Here is an 18,797-nt window from a genome sequence, read left to right as displayed (position 1 = left end):
CTTGCTCGGCGTTGCCTCTGATGGTGCCCACCAGGTCCACCAGGTAGGCGCGCAGGCGGTTCAGGGACTCTTCGATATCGTGCAGTTCGCGGTTGGTCTTGCCCAGGGCAATGTGTTGGCTGAAGTCACCTTCGGCCCAGGTGGACAAGGCCGGCGCCAGGTTGGTCAGCACCCGCGCCAGGCGCCGCTGCAAGGTGTCGATCAAGAGGGCGATCAGCAGAATCAGGCCGATCATCACGCCTTGCATCAGCCGCACTTCGCCCTGGATCTGCGCGTGCTGGGCGCGCACCACAGGCTCCAGCCCGGCGATGGCTTGCTGCACGGCGTTGATTTTCAGGTGGGTGGCGGTGGCCAGTTCGGTGCGTTGCTGGATTTGCTCGCGGGTGCGTTTCAGCTCGGCGGGGTAGCGGGTCAGCAGGCTGTTGAGTTCGCGCTTGAGGTCGACGCCGGTGTCCTGGGCCACGGTTTTTTCAGTGTTTTCCAGGCCCATCATGGCCGAGAAATCGTCGGTACTGGACTCGCTGCTGGTGGTCACCCCCAGTAATGGCAGCTGCCCCAGCACGTCAGCCTGGCTGCGGATATTACTGACTTCGCGCTCCACATCGTCGGCCAGTTCGCTGCGCCCGCTGCTCACCAGCTTGTCCCGGGCCAGGGAGAGTTTCGCCAGGTGCTGGGACGCAGCGAGCAACGGCGGCAGATAGCGCGCCGCCTCGGGCGTACTGACGCCGCTGGCGTACTGGTTCAGTTGCTCCAGGTTGGCACCGAGTTCGCGTTCGGCTTGCAGCAACAGGGCTTGCGGGTCGCCGGCCAGCTTACCGGCGGCCAGCAGGTCGGTCTTGCCGAAGGTGTCCAGGTCGGCAAGGCTGGGACGCAGGTTTTGCGCCAGCTCTGCGGGTAACTCATCCAGCTGCTGCAACAGGTTTTCCAGGCTCTGGCTGGCGCCGCTCAGGCGCAGGGCGTCGCCGCTGGCGAGGTAATCGTCGATATTACGCGCGGCCTGGTTCTGGAACGTCTGCGACAGGCCAAGGTAGCGCTCCATCAGCAGGTAAGGCCGTTCCAGGGCACGTTGCGACCACCAGAGCGTAGCGCCCAGGGCCAGGCAAACGGCGACCAGAAGGAGGGTGTTCAGATTCGTCAGCAGCTTCAGGCGCATGCGTGGTTTCAACCGACAGCAGAAGTAAGTGCCTGAAGTTATTGCGTTTCCATTACAGAGTTATGACGGATTCGGTGGATTCCGGTGAAAAGGTGGCACTTTGCTTTGATGCGCGCGCCGACATCACCCGGTTACGCCCGGCATCCTTGGCGCGGTACAGCGCCTCGTCGGCCTGGGCCGCCATCATCAGGCTGTCGGAGCCGTCGCAGAGCTCCACCACGCCGGCACTGAACGTGCACCACAAATCCTGGGGCTGGGCGGGATAGTGAATCTCGGCGAAGCGCCCGCGAATCTCGTCAAGTACTTGGCAAGCCCTGTCGAGGTCGGTGTCGGGCATCACGATGGCAAATTCTTCGCCGCCGTAACGGCCTATATAGTCGGTCTTGCGCAGGCGCTGCTTGAGAAACAGCGCGAGGCTCTTGATCACCCGGTCGCCCATGGGGTGGCCGTGGCTGTCGTTGACCCGCTTGAAGTGGTCGATGTCGAGCATCGCAAAACTCAGCGGCTTGCTCTCGCGGCGCGCGCGGAAGCTGCAGTCTTCGAGCAGTTGCAGGATGTGGGTGTGGTTGTACAGCCCGGTGAGGCTGTCGCGTACCATCCGCGCCTTGAGGTTGCGTGCCCGCGCGGCGCGGTTGCGTACGGTGGTGATCAGGTGCCGGGGCTTGATCGGCTTGGTGAGGAAGTCGTCGCCGCCTTCGCTCATGGCGTCCAGTTGCTTGTCCAGGTCGTCTTCGGCCGAGAGATAGATGATCGGCACGCTGACGTAGCGGTCATTGTGACGGATCACCTTGGCCAGCTCGGTACCGGTGCAGGCCGGCATATACATGTCGAGGATGATCAGGTCGGGCTGGAAGTCCGCCAGCTCGGCCATGGCCTGGATCGGTTCGATCAATGTGCGGGTGACGATGCCGGCGCTGTTGAGCAGGCGCTCGGTGTGCATCGCCTGGGCCCGCGAGTCGTCGATGATCAGCACTTTATAAGGTTCGTACTGGGCGACGCAGGTCAGCACTTCGATTTTTTCCAGCAGGCTCGACGCCTCCAGGGTGCCGGTGAGGAACTCCTGGCCGCCGGCGCGCACGGCGGCCAGGCGGGTGGGGGTGTCGGTTTCGTGCAGGCTGAAAAACAGCAGTGGCAGCTTTTGCTCCAGGCCTTCCTGAGCTTCGGCGGCGAGCTTCAGGCCGAGGCCGGCGCCGCAAAAATCCACATCCATCACAATGGCCGCCGGCAAGCGCTCGGCCATGGATGAGCGAAACGCCGCCACGCTGTCGAGGGACTGGGCGCTCAAGCCGAAAAATTCCAGCTGCTTGGCCAGGCGGTCGGCGCGGTCGTGATCGGCCAGCATCACGTAGATCGGCTTGCGCATCGGCGGCAGCAGGGTTTGTTCCAGCTGGTCGCCCTGGCGCAGCCCGGTGCGCGACAGGCGCTGCATCAAACGGTTGAGTTCGGTGATCAGGTGGCTGCTCAGGCGGCCGCGGTTGTCGTCCACCGCCTTGAGTGAAGCGCCGATCTGGTGCGCCAGCTGGCCGTGTTCCGGCTGCTCGAAGCGCTCGGCAAAACGCAGCAGGCGCAGGTTGGCCTCACTGAGCTCGGACAAGTCAGTGGTCGACCATTCGCTGCGTTGCAGGCGCTGCCAGATCTCAAGAATTTGACGTGCCTGATGAATTACCCGCTGGGCAAAATGGTGCTTGAGACGCTCACGGCTGGGGTCTTCTGGCTCGGTCATATCCTGACTACTAGTTAGGCTGCATGCTGAGGTCGAACTGATGGCTCTATGCTAGCACCTCTTTTCCGTTGCACGAGTGTCATACGTCAATTAACTGCAAGGTCGCAGAGATTCATTTATCGACCATGCAGTCGCGCGGGCGTAAACAGCGTGCATCCTTTATAGTCGAACCGCGTACTCGCGCCACCCTGGCTAAAAGCGCCGCACTGCTCGGCACGATGGGGCAGGGTTGTGGTCGTAGCTATTGAACTCAAGTGATTGAAAGGATATCGCCATGCTGGACTGGAAAAACCGCGCAGGCAGTGCAAAGGGCCCGGCCCCTGAAACCAAGTCGGCCCCCCGCAGCTATTTCCGTAACCTGCTGATGAGCCGCGCGTTGCTCTCGCTGGTTGCGTTGTACCTGTTGGTCACCGGTGCCCTGGGTTGGTACTGGAGCGAAGAGCCTGCGTTGTTCCCGGTCCAGCAGAATGCGCAAATTGCCGCCGAGAAGGACGGCAAGCAGATGGTGGTGGGCTTTACTACCGTCGAAACCCTCAAGACGGTGGTGGGCACCCTGCTGAACAAGCCGGGTGGCTACATTTCCAACGACCGTTTCCCGCCGGGCCTGTGGATGGACAACATGCCAAGCTGGGAGTACGGCGTACTGGTGCAGGTGCGTGACCTGACCCGTGCCCTGCGCAAGGACTTCGCCCGCTCCCAGTCGCAGTCGGCGGAAGACGCAGACCTGGCCAAGGCCGAACCGCGCTTCAACTTCGACAACAAGAGCTGGGTGCTGCCGTCCAGCGAGTCGGAATACCAGGAAGGCATCAATTCCCTGAGCCGCTACGAAGCGCGCTTGTCCGACCCGAATCAAAAAGGCGCGCTGTTCTATGCACGTGCCGACAACCTCAACAACTGGCTGGGTGATGTGGCGACCCGCCTGGGCTCGCTGTCGCAACGGCTGTCGGCCAGTGTGGGGCGGGTCAAGCTCAACACCGCGCTGAAAACCGAAGCGCTGGCGCCGGGTGAAGTGCCGCAGGTCGACGAAGAAGTGGTGGAAACCCCATGGATGCAGATCGACAACGTGTTCTACGAAGCCCGCGGCCAGGCCTGGGCCCTGTCGCACCTGCTGCGCGCCATTGAAGTCGACTTCGCCGATGTGCTGGCCAAGAAGAACGCCACCGTCAGCGTGCGCCAGATCATTCGTGAGCTGGAAGCTTCGCAAGAGCCGGTATGGAGCCCGATGATTCTCAACGGCAGTGGCTTTGGCATCCTGGCCAACCATTCGCTGGTCATGGCCAACTATATTTCCCGGGCCAACGCTGCAGTGATCGACCTGCGTCAGCTCCTGAACCAGGGTTGATGATGGACGCTTCCACCAGGGAGGCAGCGCACCGCGCCGCCTCCGACGCCGAACTGATTGCCTGGGTCGACGAGCAGGACAACCTGCTCGGCAGCCTCGTACGTTCCGATCTGCGCCGGCGCGGGCTGATCGGGCGCTGCACCTTTATCTTCCTGTTCAACTCGGCCGGTGAGCTGTGTGTGCACCGGCGCACCCTGAGCAAAGCCATGTACCCGGGTTTCTGGGACACGGCGGCGGGCGGAATGGTGGCGGCCCACGAGTCCTATGCCGAATCGGCGGCCCGTGAGCTGGAAGAAGAGTTGGGCGTCAGCGGCGTCGAACTGACCGCCCACGATCACTTCTACTTCGAAGACGGCGACAGCCGGCTCTGGTGCACCTCGTTCTCGGCCGTGTGGGACGGGCCGCTGCGAATCCAGCCGGAAGAAGTCATGGAGGCGCGCTTTCTGCCCCTGGCCACGGTGCTTCAGGAGGCCGAGCAAAAGCCCTATTGCCCGGATGCCCAGGAAGGGTTGCGTCGTTATTTGGCCCTGCGTCGCTAAAGTTGCATAAATTGGCGCCATTTGGCTCTTAGCAAGGGGCGTTTTTGCCGTTACACTGCGCGACTTTTCAGGCTGAACCGCTGTTGTTCCACCCTGTAGGAGCGAGCTTGCTCGCGAAAAACGTAAGCACGACGCGTGCTGTCTGAAGGCCCGCGTTATCGTTGACGACCTTCGCGAGCAAGCTCGCTCCTACAGTGGTTTGAACATCGGCGGCTCAGTAGCGCTGCCCCTGCCTGAGTGGGGCTTCGCGGTCGATGACCCCATCGATCAGTCTTTGTCCTCCCAAGAGGATTGCCGGTGGCCAAAAAAGCCGCATCCTTCGCCGCCCTTGGTGGCCTGGTATTTTCCACCGACGCAGGTCGACACTGCCCGGACTGTCGCCAGCCCGTGGACGCTTGTACCTGCAAAACAACCCTGATTCCCGAAGGCGATGGTATTGCCCGCGTTCGTCGCGAGAGCAAGGGCCGTGGCGGCAAGACAGTGACCACCATCACTGGCGTGCCCCTGGCCGAAGAAGCTTTGAAGGAACTGGTCACCACGCTGAAAAAGCGCTGTGGCACCGGTGGCGCCCTGAAAGACGGCGTGATCGAGATCCAGGGCGACCACGTCGAGTTGCTGTTGGCCGAGCTGATCAAGCTGGGTTACAAGGCGAAGAAATCCGGCGGCTAGCAGCCTCTGTGAAAACCACCCCGATAGCCCGCTGGCTGAACGCGAACTGTCGTCTCCATGGTTTTCACAGAGCCTGTTCCTGACCGGTGTCTAAACTCTGTCCTGCAAGTGGGGTCTACCCCTCTCACAGGCAAATCGTCATTTTCATTCTTTAGACTGCGCCAGCCTCTGATCAGGCCGGTGCACTTCGACTTCATTTATAGGGGACTTCGATGTCCGTACGACGCACACGCAAAGACGATGGCAGCCAATGGACAGTTGCGGACAGCCGCAGTGTTTACGGGATTCGCCATTGGGGGGCCGGGTATTTCGCGATCAATGATGCCGGTCGCGTTGAAGTCCGTCCGAACGGCCCGAACAGCACGCCTGTGGACCTGTACGAGCAAGTCGACGAGCTGCGCAAAAGCGGCCTGTCCCTGCCGTTGCTGGTGCGCTTCCCCGACATCCTGCAAGACCGCGTGCGCCAGCTGACCGGCGCGTTCGACTCCAATATCGAGCGCCTGGAATACCAGAGCAAATACACCGCGCTGTACCCGATCAAGGTGAACCAGCAGGAAGCGGTGATCGAGAACATCATCGCCACCCAGGACGTGTCCATTGGCCTGGAAGCCGGCTCCAAGCCCGAGCTGCTGGCCGTGCTGGCCCTGGCGCCGAAAGGCGGCACCATCGTCTGCAACGGTTACAAGGACCGTGAGTTCATCCGCCTCGCGCTGATGGGCCAGAAGCTGGGCCACAACGTGTTCATCGTGATCGAGAAAGAATCCGAAGTCGGCCTGGTGATCGAAGAAGCCGCCAACCTCAAGGTCAAGCCTCAGGTGGGCCTGCGGGTGCGCCTGTCTTCCCTGGCGTCGAGCAAGTGGGCGGACACCGGCGGCGAGAAATCCAAATTCGGTCTGTCGGCGGCGCAATTGTTGTCGGTGGTCGAGCGCTTCCGCGCGGCGGGCCTGGACCAGGGCATCCGCCTGCTGCACTTCCACATGGGTTCGCAGATCGCCAACCTGGCCGACTACCAGCACGGGTTCAAGGAAGCCATTCGTTACTACGGCGAACTGCGCAACCTCGGCCTGCCGGTAGACCACATCGACGTGGGCGGCGGCCTGGGCGTGGACTACGACGGTACCCACTCGCGTAACGCCAGCTCGATCAACTACGACATGGACGACTACGCCGGCGTGGTCGTGGGCATGCTCAAGGAATTCTGCGACGCGCAGAGCCTGCCGCACCCGAACATCTTCTCCGAGAGCGGCCGTTCCCTGACCGCCCACCACGCCATGCTGGTGGTGCAAGTCACCGACGTCGAGAAACACAACGACGACGTGCCGTTGATCGAAAACAAGGAAAGCCTGCCGGAAACCGTGCAATGGCTGGTGGACCTGCTGGGCCCGACCGACATTGAAATGGTCACCGAAACCTACTGGCGCGCCACTCACTACATGAGCGACGTGGCAACCCAGTACGCCGACGGCAAGATCACCCTGGCCGAGAAGGCCCTGGCTGAACAATGCTACTTCGCCGTCTGCCGCCGCCTGCACGACTCGCTGAAAGCCCGCCAGCGTTCCCACCGCCAGGTGCTGGACGAACTCAACGACAAGCTGGCCGACAAGTACATCTGCAACTTCTCGGTCTTCCAGAGCCTGCCGGACACCTGGGCCATCGGCCAGGTGCTGCCGATATTGCCGCTGCATCGCCTCGACGAAGAACCGCTGCGCCGTGCGGTGCTGCAGGATTTGACCTGCGACTCCGACGGCAAGATCAAGCAGTACGTGGATGAGCAAAGCATCGAGACCAGCTTGCCGGTGCACGCTGTGAAAGAAGGCGAGGACTACCTGCTGGGGATCTTCCTGGTGGGTGCCTACCAGGAAATTCTCGGCGACATGCACAACCTGTTCGGTGACACCGACTCGGTGAACATCTACCAGCGTGACGACGGTTCGGTGTACAGCGCCGGGATCGAGACCCACGACACCATCGAAGACATGCTGCGCTACGTGCACTTGTCGCCAGAGGAGTTGATGACTCACTACCGTGACAAGTGCGCCAGCGCGAAGATCACGGCGGCGGAGCGGACTCAGTTCCTGGATGCGTTGCGTCTTGGTTTGACGCGTTCGTCGTACCTGTCTTCGTAAGGACACCGCTTCCAGGCTGACAAAGATCTCAATGTGACAGAGATCCAGTGTGGGAGCGGGCTTGCTCGCGAAGGCGGTGTGTCAGTCAATACATGTGCAGACTGATACACCGCCTTCGCGAGCAAGCCCGCTCCCACATTTGGATCGCCGCAAGTCCTGCAGTTTTCATAGGGCCTGAATAATGTCGAAAAAACTCCTGCAAGTGTTCACCCTGGCCATCGCGACGCTGCTCGCAGCCTGCTCCCCGATCAAAGTGCTCAACGCACTCACCCCCACCAGCACCTTCACCAAAACCTCCTCCCTCGCCTACGGCGATGACCCCCGCCAGAAACTCGATATCTACCGCCCCGTCACCGCCTTGCCCGACGCGCCCGTCGTGGTGTTTTTCTATGGCGGCAGCTGGAACAGCGGTTCCAAGGATGACTACGGGTTTGTCGGCGAAGCGTTGGCTTCGCGCGGCATCGTGGTGGTGATCGCCGACTACCGGCTTTACCCGCAAGTGCGCTACCCACTGTTTTTGCAGGACGGCGCCCAAGCAGTCGCGTGGGCGTATCAGCACAGTGCCGAATACGGCGGCGATCCCCGCAAGCTGTATGTGATGGGCCACAGTTCCGGTGCCTACAACGCCGCAATGCTGGCGCTGGACCCGCAGTGGCTGGCCGGGGTTGGCCTGTCGCCGTCAGTCTTCAAGGGATGGATCGGCCTCGCCGCGCCGTATGACTTTCTGCCGATTGAAAACCGCGATGTGCGGCCGGTGTTCTTCTACCCGGACTCGCCGCCCGATTCCCAACCCATCAACCACGTGAGCCAAAGCGCGCCCCCCAGCCTGTTGATTGCTTCGGTGGACGACAACCTGGTCAACCCCAAGCGCAACACCGGCGGGTTGGCGAAAAAGCTGCGAGCGGCGGGTGTGCCGGTGGAGGAGTTCTACTTCACCAAGACCAGCCACGCCACATTGGTGGCGTCGATGTCCCGGCCGCTGCGCTGGCTGGCGCCCGTGCTGGACCGGGTCACGGCGTTTATCACGTTCACGCCGGGTCAGTGAGCCAGCGGTCCTGCTTGTTCAGGCGCCAGGCAATTGCCCACAGCGTCAGGCTGCGCAGGGCCATGAACAACAGGAAGGTTATCCACAAGCCGTGGTTGCCCAGGCCCTGCAAGGCCCAGGCGAAGGGCAGCACAATCACCACCGTCAGCAGCATGCCGTTGCGCATTTCCCGGGCGCGGGTGGCGCCGATGAACAGGCCGTCCAGCAGGTAGCTCCACACGGCGATCAACGGCAGTACGGCGAGGTAGGGCAGGTAGATGTCGGCGGTTTCGCGCACGCTCGGAATATCGGTTTGCATGGCGATAAACAGGTGGCCGAACACGGCGAACAGGATCGCGAATCCGATACTCGCCAGCAACGACCAACCACAGGCCACCACCAGCGAGCGGCGCAAGGCCTGGCGGTCGTGGGCGCCGATGGCGTGGCCGCACAAGGCTTCCACGGCGTGGGCCAGTCCGTCCAGGGCGTGGGCCGTCAGCAACAGACCATTGAGCAGCAGCGCATTCGCCGCCACCGTGGCATCCCCCAAGCGAGCGCCTTGCACGGTGATCATGAAAAACACTGATTGCAGGGCCAGGCTGCGGATGAAGATATCGCGGTTCACCGCCAGCAGCGGGCGCCAGCTTTGCCACAGCTTGAGCGCGGCCCAGGCGATATGGCCGGGGTAGGCGCGCAGGGCTTTTTGGGTGAGGGCCAGGCCGAGCAGGGCGCCGGTCCATTCGGCGATCACCGAGGCGCGGGCCGAGCCGACCACACCCCAATCCAGACCCAGCACGAACCACAGGTTGAGCGCGATGTTGACGAGGTTGGTGGTCAGCAGAATCGCCAGCGGCGCGCGGGCGTTCTGGGTGCCGAGGAACCAGCCCACCAGCGCATAGCTGGCCAGCGCTGCGGGCAGGCCGAAGAGCCGGGTGTGGAAGAATTCGCGGGTCAGTTGGTTAAGTTCGGGCGAGGGCTGCATCCAGTCCAGCACCAGGCCGCTTAACGGAATGCCGATGCTGCCGAGCACTATGGCCAGGCCCAGCGCCAGCAACAGCCCCTGCAACAGAATCTGCCGCAGCGCCGCGCCATCACCACGCCCGGCGGCCTGGGCGGCAAAGCCGGTGGAGCCCATGCGCAGGAAACCCATGGCCCAGGCGAGGAAGGTGTACAGGCTGGCGCCAACGGCCACGGCGCCGAGTTGGTGGGCGTGGGGCAGGTGGCCGATGACCATGCTGTCCACCAGCGCTACCAGCGGCACGGAGATGTTCGACAAAATCATCGGCGCGGCGAGGGCCCACACGCGGCGGTGGGTGGGGCGGTCGCGCCAGTCGGTTAGCAGGGAAGTCATGCGGGCTCCTTTGGGGAGCGGTAGTGTAACTGTCCATTAGCTGCGCCGCAGGGCCAATGTGGGAGCGGGCTTGCTCGCGAAAGCGGTGTGTCAGTCGCCGGATGTATTGGCTGATCCACCGCTTTCGCGAGCAAGCCCGCTCCCACATTTTTGAACGCGTAGTGTCAGGTTTTGCGCGGGTGCAGGCATTCGATGGAGCGGTCGACGGTGGTCTTGGCAATTTCCAGCAAGTGCCAAACCGCCAGGATCTTCGCGCGCTGCGGGCTTTCCAGCAGCTCGCCGCAATCAAGCGCAGTCGCCGAGGCGCTGCTGAGCAGGCTGGCGGTGTAGAGCAGGGAATCTTCGAAGCTCAGGTCTTCGTTGATGGTGTGGAAGCCTTGGGATGGCAGGTAATGTTCGAGGGCGCGATTGAAGGCGGCGCGGTCGTTGAGGAGGTCGCTGGGTGGATCGGGGACGAGCTTATGCATGGTGTAACTCCACTAGAAGGTAAGGAGCTGACACCCGCGCGACTAAACGAGGGTGGCGGCTGTACGCAGGTTAGTCGACCGGCTAGTGGAACCCGGCGCACCCGAAGGTGCCCTGCGCACAGCCGCCATGAAGCATGGCGACAACTTGCGCTCACTAATTCCGGGCGACTAAACCCGATCACTGATATGCAGTGAAGGGCCGAAGACTAGCCACCCATCCCAACAGGCACAAGGCCGAAAGATTGTCTCGGAAACGTCCCTCAAATTAAAGGGATTTACCCTGCTGGCCCTTTATTAATGCACCACCCAACTGAGCACCCACAGCCCGAGCATCAACCAGATAATCCCCATGATGATCGAAGCCCGCATAAACGCGCGCACCGCCGAGTACAACAGCATCAAGCCGATAATCAGCATGAGGATGCTGATGATCGAGGTGTCCATCCCCAAGGATCTGGACAGCCCGTCGACAAAGTCGCCGCCCGCGTGGGACAGGGTATTGAACAGCCCGCTGAACAACTCGACGATAAAGTGGATGATCTGGCCGATCTTGAGACCCAGCCATCCGAAAAAGTCTGTTTGCATGTGTGTGTCCTGATAAGACGGTGGGCGTAGCTGCCGAACCTGAGCCTTTGTTCGTTATTGGCCCAAGCTAGTTCCCTTCTAGCATAGAGGTTTACGGGCCGCAGGGATTCACTTGCCTTCGCGCGGCTTGCGCCCGAAGCTATACACCTTCAGGAGCCCCCCATGAACCTCGATCACCTCACCGAACGCCTGCACCGCATCCGCGATACCAACGACTGGAAGCAGTTCCACAGCCCCAAGAACCTGGCCATGGCCGCCAGCGTTGAAATGGCCGAGCTGGTGGAGATATTCCAGTGGTTGAGCGAAGACCAGTCGCGCCAGTTGCCCGCCGACAAACTCGCCCATGCCGGCCAGGAAGTCGGTGACATCGTGCTGTACCTGCTGCTGTTGTGCAGTGAATTGGGGTTGGACATGGATCAAGTGGTACAGGCCAAGCTGGCCGACAGCGAACGGCGGTTTGCCAAATGAGCGACCGTCATTTCGACCAGTTGGCCACCCGCTTTGCCGAGAAGATCTACGGCGGCGCCAAGGGCGCGATTCGCCTGGCGGTGCTGCAAGCCGATCTGATTGAAGCGTTGCCGGATCGCCCGCTGCGGGTACTGGATATCGGCGCAGGGCTGGGGCATATGTCGCTGTGGCTGGCCGAGCGTGGCCATGATGTAACCCTGGCCGAACCCGCCGAGCCGATGCTCGAAGGCGCCCGCCAGCGTTTCGCCGAAGCCGGGCAGACAGCCACGTTCATTCAAGCCCCCTGGCAAGACCTGCTGGGCCAGCTCACCGAACCCTATGACCTGGTGCTGTGCCACGCCGTGCTGGAGTGGCTGGCCGAACCCCATGCGATCCTGCCGGTGCTGCACCAGTTGACCGCGCCCGGTGGCTGGCTGTCGCTGGCTTTCTATAACCGCGACGCCTTGATTTACCGCAACCTGCTCAAAGGCCACTTCCGCAAAATGCGCAAGAACGACATGGCCGGCGAAAAGCAGAGCCTTACGCCGCAACAACCCCTGGACCCACGGGAGTTGGCGACGCAACTAGAGGGCCTGTGGCAGGTCGAAACCCAAAGTGGCGTGCGGGTGTTCCACGACTATATGCCGGTGGAATTCCAGGCCCGCGCCGAGTTGCAGGATTTGTTGGAGATGGAGCTCGCACACCGTCGTCACCCAAGCTTTGCCGGACTTGGGCGTTATTTGCACTGGATCTGCCGTCCGGTTTAAGCGGCCCAGTCTGCGGAGGTCGAAATGAAGCGCTGTCTTGGACTGATCCTGCTGGGCCTGGGCCTGGCGGGTTGCCAAAGCCCCAACCCGTATGTGGCGGCGTCTGCCCCGATGCCGCCGGCGCCTGCCCAGGCGGCCAACACCTTTGATGCCAGCGCCTACCCGGCGCCGGTGCGTGACTACGGCGCCTACCGCAGTTGGGCCTGGCTCAACAACCAGCTGCCGGCGGGCTCGGCCTGGGCGGATTCGGCGCAGATTGCCGAGGCGGTCAGCGGCGCCCTCGACCAGCGCGGCCTGCGCCCCTTGCATGACAACCGCGCCCCCGACCTGCTGGTAAGCGCCGACGTGCGCCTGGAAAAACGCCTGCGCCAGGTCCAGGACGACTATGGCTACGGTTACGGCGGCTATAACCGCTACGGCAACGGCTACGGCATGTACAACACGGTGCCGGTGGTACGCACTTATGAAGTGACGGTGGCCGTGGCGCGCATCAGCCTGTTCGACGCGCGCACCCGCCAGCCGGTATGGAGCACCAGCGCCGAAACCACGAGCCAGGGCAGCCTCAGCGAGCGCGCCGATTCGCTGCGTGAGGCGATGCAAAAGGCAATGACTGCCTACCCACCCAGTTAGCAGCTATTCTCATCTCAGGCCCGGATTGTCTTTTGGAGAAAAACCATGCTTCGTCGTATTGCTGCACTTGCTGTTGTTGTGTTGCTGGGCGGTTGCCAGACCAGCCAGGTCAACCATGATTTCGACGCCAGCCGGGACTTTGGCGCCTACCGCAGCTGGAGCTGGAAAGAACCCGCGCTGCAATACCGCCCGGATGACCCGCGGATCAAGAGTGACCTCACCGAACAGCGCATCCGCCAGGCCGTGGGCGAGCAGCTCGACCAGCGTGGCCTGCGTCCTGCCGCGCCGGGCACCAAGGCTGACCTGAATGTACAGACCTACCTGATCGTCGAAGACCGCCAGCAACAAGTCACCACCAATTACGGCGGCGCCTGGGGCGGCCCGTGGAATGGTTACTGGGGCGCGCCGATGTATAACGAAACCCGCAACATCACCTACAAGGTCGCGACCATCCAGATTGACTTGCTCGACGGCAAGGATGGCAAGCTGGTGTGGCGTGGCAGCGATGAGCAGATCCTCGCCAGCTCGCCTGAACCCCAAGACCGCAGTGCCGCTATTCGTGCCACGGTGACCAAGGTGCTTTCCAACTACCCGCCGCATTGATCGCCTGATCAGCCCTCCGCCAGTCGTCGATCTATGGCGACTGGCCTGCAGCCCCCGCCGCTCTTGACTACACTCCCAAGCAACACAGGAGAGTAAGCGCTCGGCAGTGTGCCGGCAAAGGAGTGCTCGATGTCTCTTCGACTTCGTTCCGGTCGCCAGGGCGGGCCTGCAAGGCAACGCGGTGCGATTGGCCTGATGGCGGCCCTGACCTTGGGGATGGCCTTGCTATTCCTGTTGCTGGTCATCGACAGCAGCCGCCTGTACGTGGAAAAGCGCAAGTTGCAGTCCGTGGCCGATACGGCAGCCCTGGAAGCTGCCAATCGGGGTGGGCAATGCGCATCGAGCACCACGGCCAACGATTACGCCACGCAGAACGCCACGCGCAATGGCTTCACGATAGTCGCCAACACTCGGGCATTGGTGGTCACCTGCGGCACGTTGGTGACCAATGCCAGCAATCAGCGGGTCTTCAGCGCCAACGCCAGCCAAAACGATGCGATCCAGGTGGTGGCCTCCGAGACCGTGGCGACCAGCGTTGCCGGCGGCATATGGAATATGGTCAACGGTACCGCGGTGGCCGCACAGACGACGGTGAGTGCAGTGGCAGTCGCCGCATTGGGACCACCGCTGGCGTCATTGACCATTCGCAGCACGGCGTTGGTGGTGGATACGAATAACGCGCCCCTGCTTAACGCGCTGACCGGCGGATTGTTGGGTGGCGCTGTGAACATCTCGGTGGCGGGCTGGAACGGCCTGATCAACACCAACATTTCTTTGCTGAGTTACCTGAACCAACTGAAGCTCGACCTGGGGCTGACGGCCGGTGGTTATACACAGGTACTGGGCAACACCATCGCGGTTGGCCAACTGATTCAGTCGGCAATCAATGTGCTGGACCCCACGCATACATTGTCGGCCACCGCGACCATTGCCAGCCTGCAGGCCCTTAAAGTCGCAGCGGGGGCGACCACGGTGGTGCTGGGCAATGTCCTGTCGGTGGAGAGTGGTGCCAGCGTCGCCGCCCTGGCGGTCAACATGCGGGTGTTCGACCTGATTCAGGGGTTCGTGCAATTGGCCAACAAGCAAAACGGCCTGGTGGCCAGTTTTCCCATCAACTTGCCGGGGGTGGCGCAAATCACCGCCAGCGTCCAGGTGTTGCAGCCGCCACAACTGTCGGCCATCGGTAACCCGGCGCTTGCCACGGCGCCCGGGCAGAATCCTATGACCGGCCCAAACCGGATTTACGTCCAAACGGCTCAGTTACGCACGAAGCTGTCGGTTAACCTGCCGATACTCAACACCGTCTCCACGCTGACGAACGCGGTGAACGGGTTGGCGAGCCCGTTGCTGGGCACCCTGGATGCGCTGCTCAGCCTGAACCTGGTCGGGGTGATCAATTCGTTGACCTGCGCGGTCTCGTGTACGTCGCCGGTGTTGCAAGTGCTGCCGCCGCCGGTGGGTATCGATATCGAGCTGGATGCGGCGAGTGCCGCCAGTTGGGTCACCGGTTACAGCTGCGCCAGCCCGACCAGTAAAACCCTGACCACGGCCACCAACACATCACTGGTCAATCTGCGGATGGGCCAGATTGCCAGCAGCAGCGTTTTCGGCACTGGCCCTACACCCCCTACGGTGGTGGTGACGCCGCTGAAGATCGTCGATATCGGTACGAAGACCTGCACGTTAATTGTGTTCTGCAATCCGGTGGTCACGGGCGTAGGCGGTGGTTTGGGATTGTCGGCCAATATTCAGGTAGGCGGTGCTTACAACATTCCCTACACCTACCAATCGCCGAATTTGCCGGAGATTTCCCAGCCGCCGTATTACTCCAGCTACAGCACGACCAATATCGTCAGCGGCCTGACCGATCCGGTGAACGGCGTGACGGCCGGGCTTAACCTGAATATGTACGGGCCTACCCCCGGCAACGCGAACGTGCTGGGCAACCTGATCGGTGGGCTAGGATCCGTGTTGAGTGGTGTGACCACGCTGCTGCTCAACGTGCTGAATGCCACGCTGATACCCTTGATCAATTCGTTGGTGAATACCCTGTTGCTGGGGCTGGGAGTCGACCTGAATCAGGTCGGTGTGGGCGCCAACCTCAGTTGCCACTCGGGTAATGCGTACCTGGTGATCTAAACCTCGCTCACCACCGGCAACTCCACACAAAACTTCGCCCCATGTTCACTGTTGGCGACGCTCAACCGGCCGCCCATGTTCTCGACAATGCCGTAGCTCACTGATAACCCCAGGCCGGTGCCCACGCCAATCGGCTTGGTGGTGAAGAACGGCTCGAAAATCCGCTCCAGCAGCCGCGGGTCAATCCCGCCGCCGTTGTCCTCGACCCAGATGCGTACGTGGCGGCTGTCCTGCTCGATCTGCACCGAGATCCACGGTTGCAGGTCGCGGTCGTGCTCGCGTTTGCTCAGCAGGGCATCGCGGGCGTTGACCATCAGGTTGATCAGCACCTGCTCCAGCTGGTCGACGTAGCCTTTGACCTGCACCGCAATGTCCGTCTGCGTCACCCGCAGTTCTATGCCTTTGCCACGCAGGCCTTCCGTGAGCAGCGACAAGGTGCCTTCCACCGCCTGCGCCGGGTTGAAGGGCTGCTGTTCGACTTCCGAACGGCGGCCGAACACCCGCATGTGGTCTACCACGCGGGCTGCGCGCTGGACCTGGGAGTCGATACGCTGGAGTTTTTCCGTCAGGTAGTCGATTTGTGCATCACCGTTGCTCAAGCGCTTGAGCACGTTGACGATGGCCATGCGCATCACATTCAACGGCTGGTTGATCTCATGGGCCAGGCCGGTGGCCATTTCGCCGAGGGTGGCCATTTTGGCGCTTTGGGTCAGTTGCTGCTGGGAGCGGCGCACTTCGGTGTTGTCGCGGCCCACGGCCTGCACTTCCTGCAATTGGCCCTGTTCGTCGAACACGCCCCGGTCCGACCACACCCACCAGGCATGTGTGCGCCCCGGCAGTTGCAGGCTGATTTCGGCGGTGCTCACGGGGAATTCCGGGGTGAGCTGGCGGATGCGCAGTACAAACGCCTCGTGTTGTTCGTCCGACAGCCATTGGCTGAGGTTCATGCCCGGCAGCTGTCCAGGCAGGCATTCCATGTAGTTGGCCAGGGGCGTGTTGCCGAAGGTCAGGGTCAGGTCCGGAAGGTAGCGGCAGATCATGGCCGGGGAGTCTTCCACGAGGATTCGATAGCGCTCCTCGCTTTCCTTGACCCGTTGCGCCGCCAGGGTCGTCTCGGTCACATCCAGCCACAGGCCCACGGCTTCCACGGGCAACCCGAGGTCGTCGCGCAGCAGCCGGGCTTCATCCAGCAGCCAGTGGTAATTGCCCTGTGTGTCGAGCACCCGGTAGCGACTGCGCACGCTGCCTTCGCGCAGCAGTTGGCGGGTACGGTCGAAGTAGAGGTCGCGGTCTTCGGGGTGGATCCACTGGTTCAGCGTCGCCGGGGTGAAGTCGGCCAGGGTGCGGCCAAGCAGCGGCAGCAAACTGTCGCTGAAGAACACCGGTTGCAGCGTGCCCTCGACGTAGCGCTGCACATAGATCACAGCCGGGGAACTGGCGATCAGGTTATCCAGGCGTGCGTGGGCGGCGGCGGCCTGTTGCTCCTGGTTTTTTATGTCGCTGATGTCGAGCATGAAGCCCACCAGGCGGCGATGCTCACCCGAGCCCAACGCTTGCCCCTGCACGCGATACCAGATGGGGTTAAGCGCCGCGTCGGCACGTTGCAGGCGCACGCTGGTGGACAGCGGTTTGCCCAGGGTCTTCAGGTCTTGCAGGCGGCTGGCGAGTTCTTCCCGGTCGGCAGGGTGAATCAGCTTGAGCCACATGGGTAGCGACAGCGGTGTGATGGCCTCGCCTTGGCTCAGGGTGTGCAGCAGCGGTGGGGCGAGTTCGAGGTCTTCAGTGTGTGGGGACAGCTCCCACCAGCCGGTGCCGAGCAATCCTTGCAGCGCGTCGAGGCGTTCCAGCTGCTGTTGATGGCGCAGTTCGCGCAGGCGGCCGAGCAGCGGTGCCGCGAGGGCGGCGGTCAGTTGCAACCAGTCACGGTCGCTGGTGTGTTCCTGGCGGTGATACACCCCGCACAGCAGCCATGCGCCCACGCCCAGGTCGTCGCGGTAGGGCACCAGAAAGCCATCGGTATTGCCGAACAGGCCTTGCAGGCGTGGGTGTTCGCTGTGGCCACGGTTTACCTCCAGGCTCACTGGCGCCGTGCCGCCCAGGCTGTCGAGGCTGGAGCCCAGGGCTTGGCCGTTGCTCCAGAGTACCGGCGCATCGTGGGCGGTGTAACAGCCCTCGATGCACCACGCCTGGCCCTGCTCATCCAGCAAGGCGATGGCGACGCAGGGGATGTGCCAGTGCTGGGAAATAGCCTGCAGAGTGTCTTGCAGTACTTCGGGCAGGCGCACCAGGCTGCAGACCCGCAGTTGCTCGCTGATCTGGTCGCTCACCCGTTGATTGTGTTCGCGCACCTGGGTGAGTTGGCGATGGGCAATCAGGTCGCCAATGTCCAGCAATTGCAGGAGCCAGCCCTTGCCTTCGGGTTGGACCCAGCCACGGGTATGCAGGGTTTGCCCGGCGAGCCCCTTGAGCTCCAGGTCCAGGCTTTGCCCCTGCCAGTCGCTGGGCGTGCCCTCGATCACCAGGCGGCTCGCCGCAGTGAGGTAGTCGAGCAGCGAGGGTGCCTGTTGCTGTTGCGCAGCGGGGTGTTCGAGTCGATGGCGAAGCGGGCCATGGACATCCATTACGCGGCCCTGGGCGTCCAGGTAGAACAACAACGCGGCGGTTGCCGGGATCGCTGCCGGTGCGTCAGCAGGCAGCTGGTTGCCGCGTCCGAGCAGGCGGCCGAAGAGTTTATCGCCTGAGGTCAAAACTGCATGCTCGACTGGGCGGACAGCATGGGAGGCAGGGCGGGGACGGTACCGATGCCTGGCAGTACCAGGAACGGCAGCACACTTTGGAGGCTGGACGTCGGGTAGTTGATGTACACCGTCAACACGCCTGACGAGTTGTAGACGGCCGTCACGTACCCGGGAAGGAATTTGAACTGGGAGGGGATCCACGCCAGTTGTGCCTGCGCCGCACTGACGGCCTGCAGCGGCAGTGCCGTGACGTAGCCAGGCGTGGTGGGGTCCAGCGCGACGCTACGTCTTACGCCTTCGGCGGCGGCCTGGGTAAAGGACTGCATCAGCAATAACGGCAAGCTGTAGCTGACCAGGCCATAAAAAATGGCAAAAAAAATCATGAAGACCATCGCGAACTCCAGCGCGGCGGCACCTTTTTGCTTTTTAGCGAGGCCTTTTTTCATGACTCGTCTACCCTGACTACTACTACCTGATATCAGCATAGAATCATT

16 protein-coding genes are annotated in these 18,797 nt (G+C 62.3%); 10 read left to right on the top strand and 6 right to left on the bottom strand.

All coding sequences use genetic code 11. The features are described from left to right. Positions 1–1,205: 1,205 nt before the first annotated feature. Complete coding sequence (locus HX801_RS18115) at positions 1,206–2,876, bottom strand: PleD family two-component system response regulator (RefSeq protein WP_008439016.1); 1,671 nt, start codon at positions 2,874–2,876, stop codon at positions 1,206–1,208. 274 nt (positions 2,877–3,150) lie between these two features. On the opposite strand from HX801_RS18115, the gene HX801_RS18110 reads away from it, so the two are divergent. From HX801_RS18110 to HX801_RS18090, 5 genes are all read left to right on the top strand, one after another. Further along, positions 3,151–4,218, top strand: coding sequence for a DUF2333 family protein (locus tag HX801_RS18110; RefSeq protein WP_003217301.1), 1,068 nt, complete (start codon positions 3,151–3,153; stop codon positions 4,216–4,218). Between the two features lie 2 nt (positions 4,219–4,220). Next, positions 4,221–4,757, top strand: coding sequence for an NUDIX hydrolase (locus tag HX801_RS18105; protein ID WP_008439015.1), 537 nt, complete (start codon positions 4,221–4,223; stop codon positions 4,755–4,757). 297 nt (positions 4,758–5,054) lie between these two features. Further along, positions 5,055–5,426, top strand: a complete 372-nt coding sequence (locus HX801_RS18100) for a translation initiation factor Sui1 (protein WP_177022468.1) — start codon at positions 5,055–5,057, stop codon at positions 5,424–5,426. A 212-nt stretch (positions 5,427–5,638) separates the two neighbouring features. Continuing rightward, positions 5,639–7,552 (top strand): arginine decarboxylase, encoded by a 1,914-nt coding sequence (gene speA, locus HX801_RS18095; protein ID WP_003217295.1) that lies wholly within the window; start codon positions 5,639–5,641, stop codon positions 7,550–7,552. A gap of 181 nt (positions 7,553–7,733) precedes the next feature. Continuing rightward, entirely contained in the window at positions 7,734–8,597 is an 864-nt protein-coding gene (locus HX801_RS18090) for an alpha/beta hydrolase (RefSeq protein WP_177022467.1), read from the top strand. Here HX801_RS18090 and HX801_RS18085 read toward each other — a convergent pair. From HX801_RS18085 to HX801_RS18075, 3 genes are all read right to left on the bottom strand, one after another. Beyond that, positions 8,581–9,927: an MATE family efflux transporter gene (locus HX801_RS18085; RefSeq protein WP_177022466.1), complete on the bottom strand. Its 1,347-nt coding sequence runs from the start codon at positions 9,925–9,927 to the stop codon at positions 8,581–8,583. The two genes, HX801_RS18090 and HX801_RS18085, sit on opposite strands and share 17 nt — an antisense overlap. Positions 9,928–10,091: 164 nt before the next feature. Further along, positions 10,092–10,394 carry a DUF6124 family protein gene (locus tag HX801_RS18080; RefSeq protein WP_023659366.1) on the bottom strand — a complete coding sequence of 101 codons (303 nt, stop codon included), beginning with the start codon at positions 10,392–10,394 and terminating at the stop codon, positions 10,092–10,094. Between the two features lie 294 nt (positions 10,395–10,688). Then, positions 10,689–10,979 (bottom strand): hypothetical protein, encoded by a 291-nt coding sequence (locus tag HX801_RS18075; protein WP_003212934.1) that lies wholly within the window; start codon positions 10,977–10,979, stop codon positions 10,689–10,691. A 162-nt stretch (positions 10,980–11,141) separates the two neighbouring features. Here HX801_RS18075 and HX801_RS18070 point away from each other — a divergent pair, with 162 nt between their 5' ends. The 5 genes from HX801_RS18070 (at position 11,142) to HX801_RS18050 (ending at position 15,565) form a co-directional block, all read left to right on the top strand. After that, positions 11,142–11,447, top strand: a complete 306-nt coding sequence (locus HX801_RS18070; protein WP_017478435.1) for a MazG-like family protein — start codon at positions 11,142–11,144, stop codon at positions 11,445–11,447. Beyond that, positions 11,444–12,193: a methyltransferase domain-containing protein gene (locus HX801_RS18065; protein WP_076017967.1), complete on the top strand. Its 750-nt coding sequence runs from the start codon at positions 11,444–11,446 to the stop codon at positions 12,191–12,193. Before HX801_RS18070 ends, HX801_RS18065 begins: the two co-directional genes overlap by 4 nt. Positions 12,194–12,217: 24 nt before the next feature. Further along, complete coding sequence (locus tag HX801_RS18060; RefSeq protein WP_008439011.1) at positions 12,218–12,823, top strand: DUF4136 domain-containing protein; 606 nt, start codon at positions 12,218–12,220, stop codon at positions 12,821–12,823. Positions 12,824–12,868: 45 nt separating this feature from the next. Then, a complete protein-coding gene (locus HX801_RS18055; RefSeq protein WP_003212927.1) occupies positions 12,869–13,426 on the top strand; it encodes a DUF4136 domain-containing protein in 558 nt (185 codons plus the stop codon). Between the two features lie 129 nt (positions 13,427–13,555). Further along, positions 13,556–15,565 carry a pilus assembly protein TadG-related protein gene (locus HX801_RS18050; RefSeq protein WP_256344264.1) on the top strand — a complete coding sequence of 670 codons (2,010 nt, stop codon included), beginning with the start codon at positions 13,556–13,558 and terminating at the stop codon, positions 15,563–15,565. Here HX801_RS18050 and HX801_RS18045 read toward each other — a convergent pair. Together HX801_RS18045 and HX801_RS18040 are read right to left on the bottom strand one after the other, a co-directional pair. Next, entirely contained in the window at positions 15,562–18,312 is a 2,751-nt protein-coding gene (locus tag HX801_RS18045) for a PAS domain-containing sensor histidine kinase (protein WP_177022465.1), read from the bottom strand. The two genes, HX801_RS18050 and HX801_RS18045, sit on opposite strands and share 4 nt — an antisense overlap. Further along, positions 18,309–18,749 (bottom strand): TadE/TadG family type IV pilus assembly protein, encoded by a 441-nt coding sequence (locus tag HX801_RS18040; protein WP_177022464.1) that lies wholly within the window; start codon positions 18,747–18,749, stop codon positions 18,309–18,311. Before HX801_RS18040 ends, HX801_RS18045 begins: the two co-directional genes overlap by 4 nt. Positions 18,750–18,797 lie beyond the last annotated feature (48 nt).

The sequence above is a fragment of the Pseudomonas sp. G1002 genome (assembly GCF_013385455.1).
Lineage (GTDB): Bacteria > Pseudomonadota > Gammaproteobacteria > Pseudomonadales > Pseudomonadaceae > Aquipseudomonas.
This window is presented reverse-complemented; position numbering and strand designations above follow the sequence as displayed.

Excerpts from the sequence above, each read along its gene's own strand:
- HX801_RS18115 (WP_008439016.1), bottom strand. The coding sequence starts at position 2,876 with ATGACCGAGCCAGAAGACCCCAGCCGTGAGCGTCTCAAGCACCATTTT.
- HX801_RS18110 (WP_003217301.1), top strand. The coding sequence starts at position 3,151 with ATGCTGGACTGGAAAAACCGCGCAGGCAGTGCAAAGGGCCCGGCCCCT.
- HX801_RS18105 (WP_008439015.1), top strand. The coding sequence starts at position 4,221 with ATGGACGCTTCCACCAGGGAGGCAGCGCACCGCGCCGCCTCCGACGCC.
- speA (WP_003217295.1), top strand. The coding sequence starts at position 5,639 with ATGTCCGTACGACGCACACGCAAAGACGATGGCAGCCAATGGACAGTT.
- HX801_RS18090 (WP_177022467.1), top strand. The coding sequence starts at position 7,734 with ATGTCGAAAAAACTCCTGCAAGTGTTCACCCTGGCCATCGCGACGCTG.
- HX801_RS18085 (WP_177022466.1), bottom strand. The coding sequence starts at position 9,927 with ATGACTTCCCTGCTAACCGACTGGCGCGACCGCCCCACCCACCGCCGC.
- HX801_RS18080 (WP_023659366.1), bottom strand. The coding sequence starts at position 10,394 with ATGCATAAGCTCGTCCCCGATCCACCCAGCGACCTCCTCAACGACCGC.
- HX801_RS18075 (WP_003212934.1), bottom strand. The coding sequence starts at position 10,979 with ATGCAAACAGACTTTTTCGGATGGCTGGGTCTCAAGATCGGCCAGATC.
- HX801_RS18070 (WP_017478435.1), top strand. The coding sequence starts at position 11,142 with ATGAACCTCGATCACCTCACCGAACGCCTGCACCGCATCCGCGATACC.
- HX801_RS18065 (WP_076017967.1), top strand. The coding sequence starts at position 11,444 with ATGAGCGACCGTCATTTCGACCAGTTGGCCACCCGCTTTGCCGAGAAG.
- HX801_RS18060 (WP_008439011.1), top strand. The coding sequence starts at position 12,218 with ATGAAGCGCTGTCTTGGACTGATCCTGCTGGGCCTGGGCCTGGCGGGT.
- HX801_RS18055 (WP_003212927.1), top strand. The coding sequence starts at position 12,869 with ATGCTTCGTCGTATTGCTGCACTTGCTGTTGTTGTGTTGCTGGGCGGT.
- HX801_RS18050 (WP_256344264.1), top strand. The coding sequence starts at position 13,556 with ATGTCTCTTCGACTTCGTTCCGGTCGCCAGGGCGGGCCTGCAAGGCAA.
- HX801_RS18040 (WP_177022464.1), bottom strand. The coding sequence starts at position 18,749 with ATGAAAAAAGGCCTCGCTAAAAAGCAAAAAGGTGCCGCCGCGCTGGAG.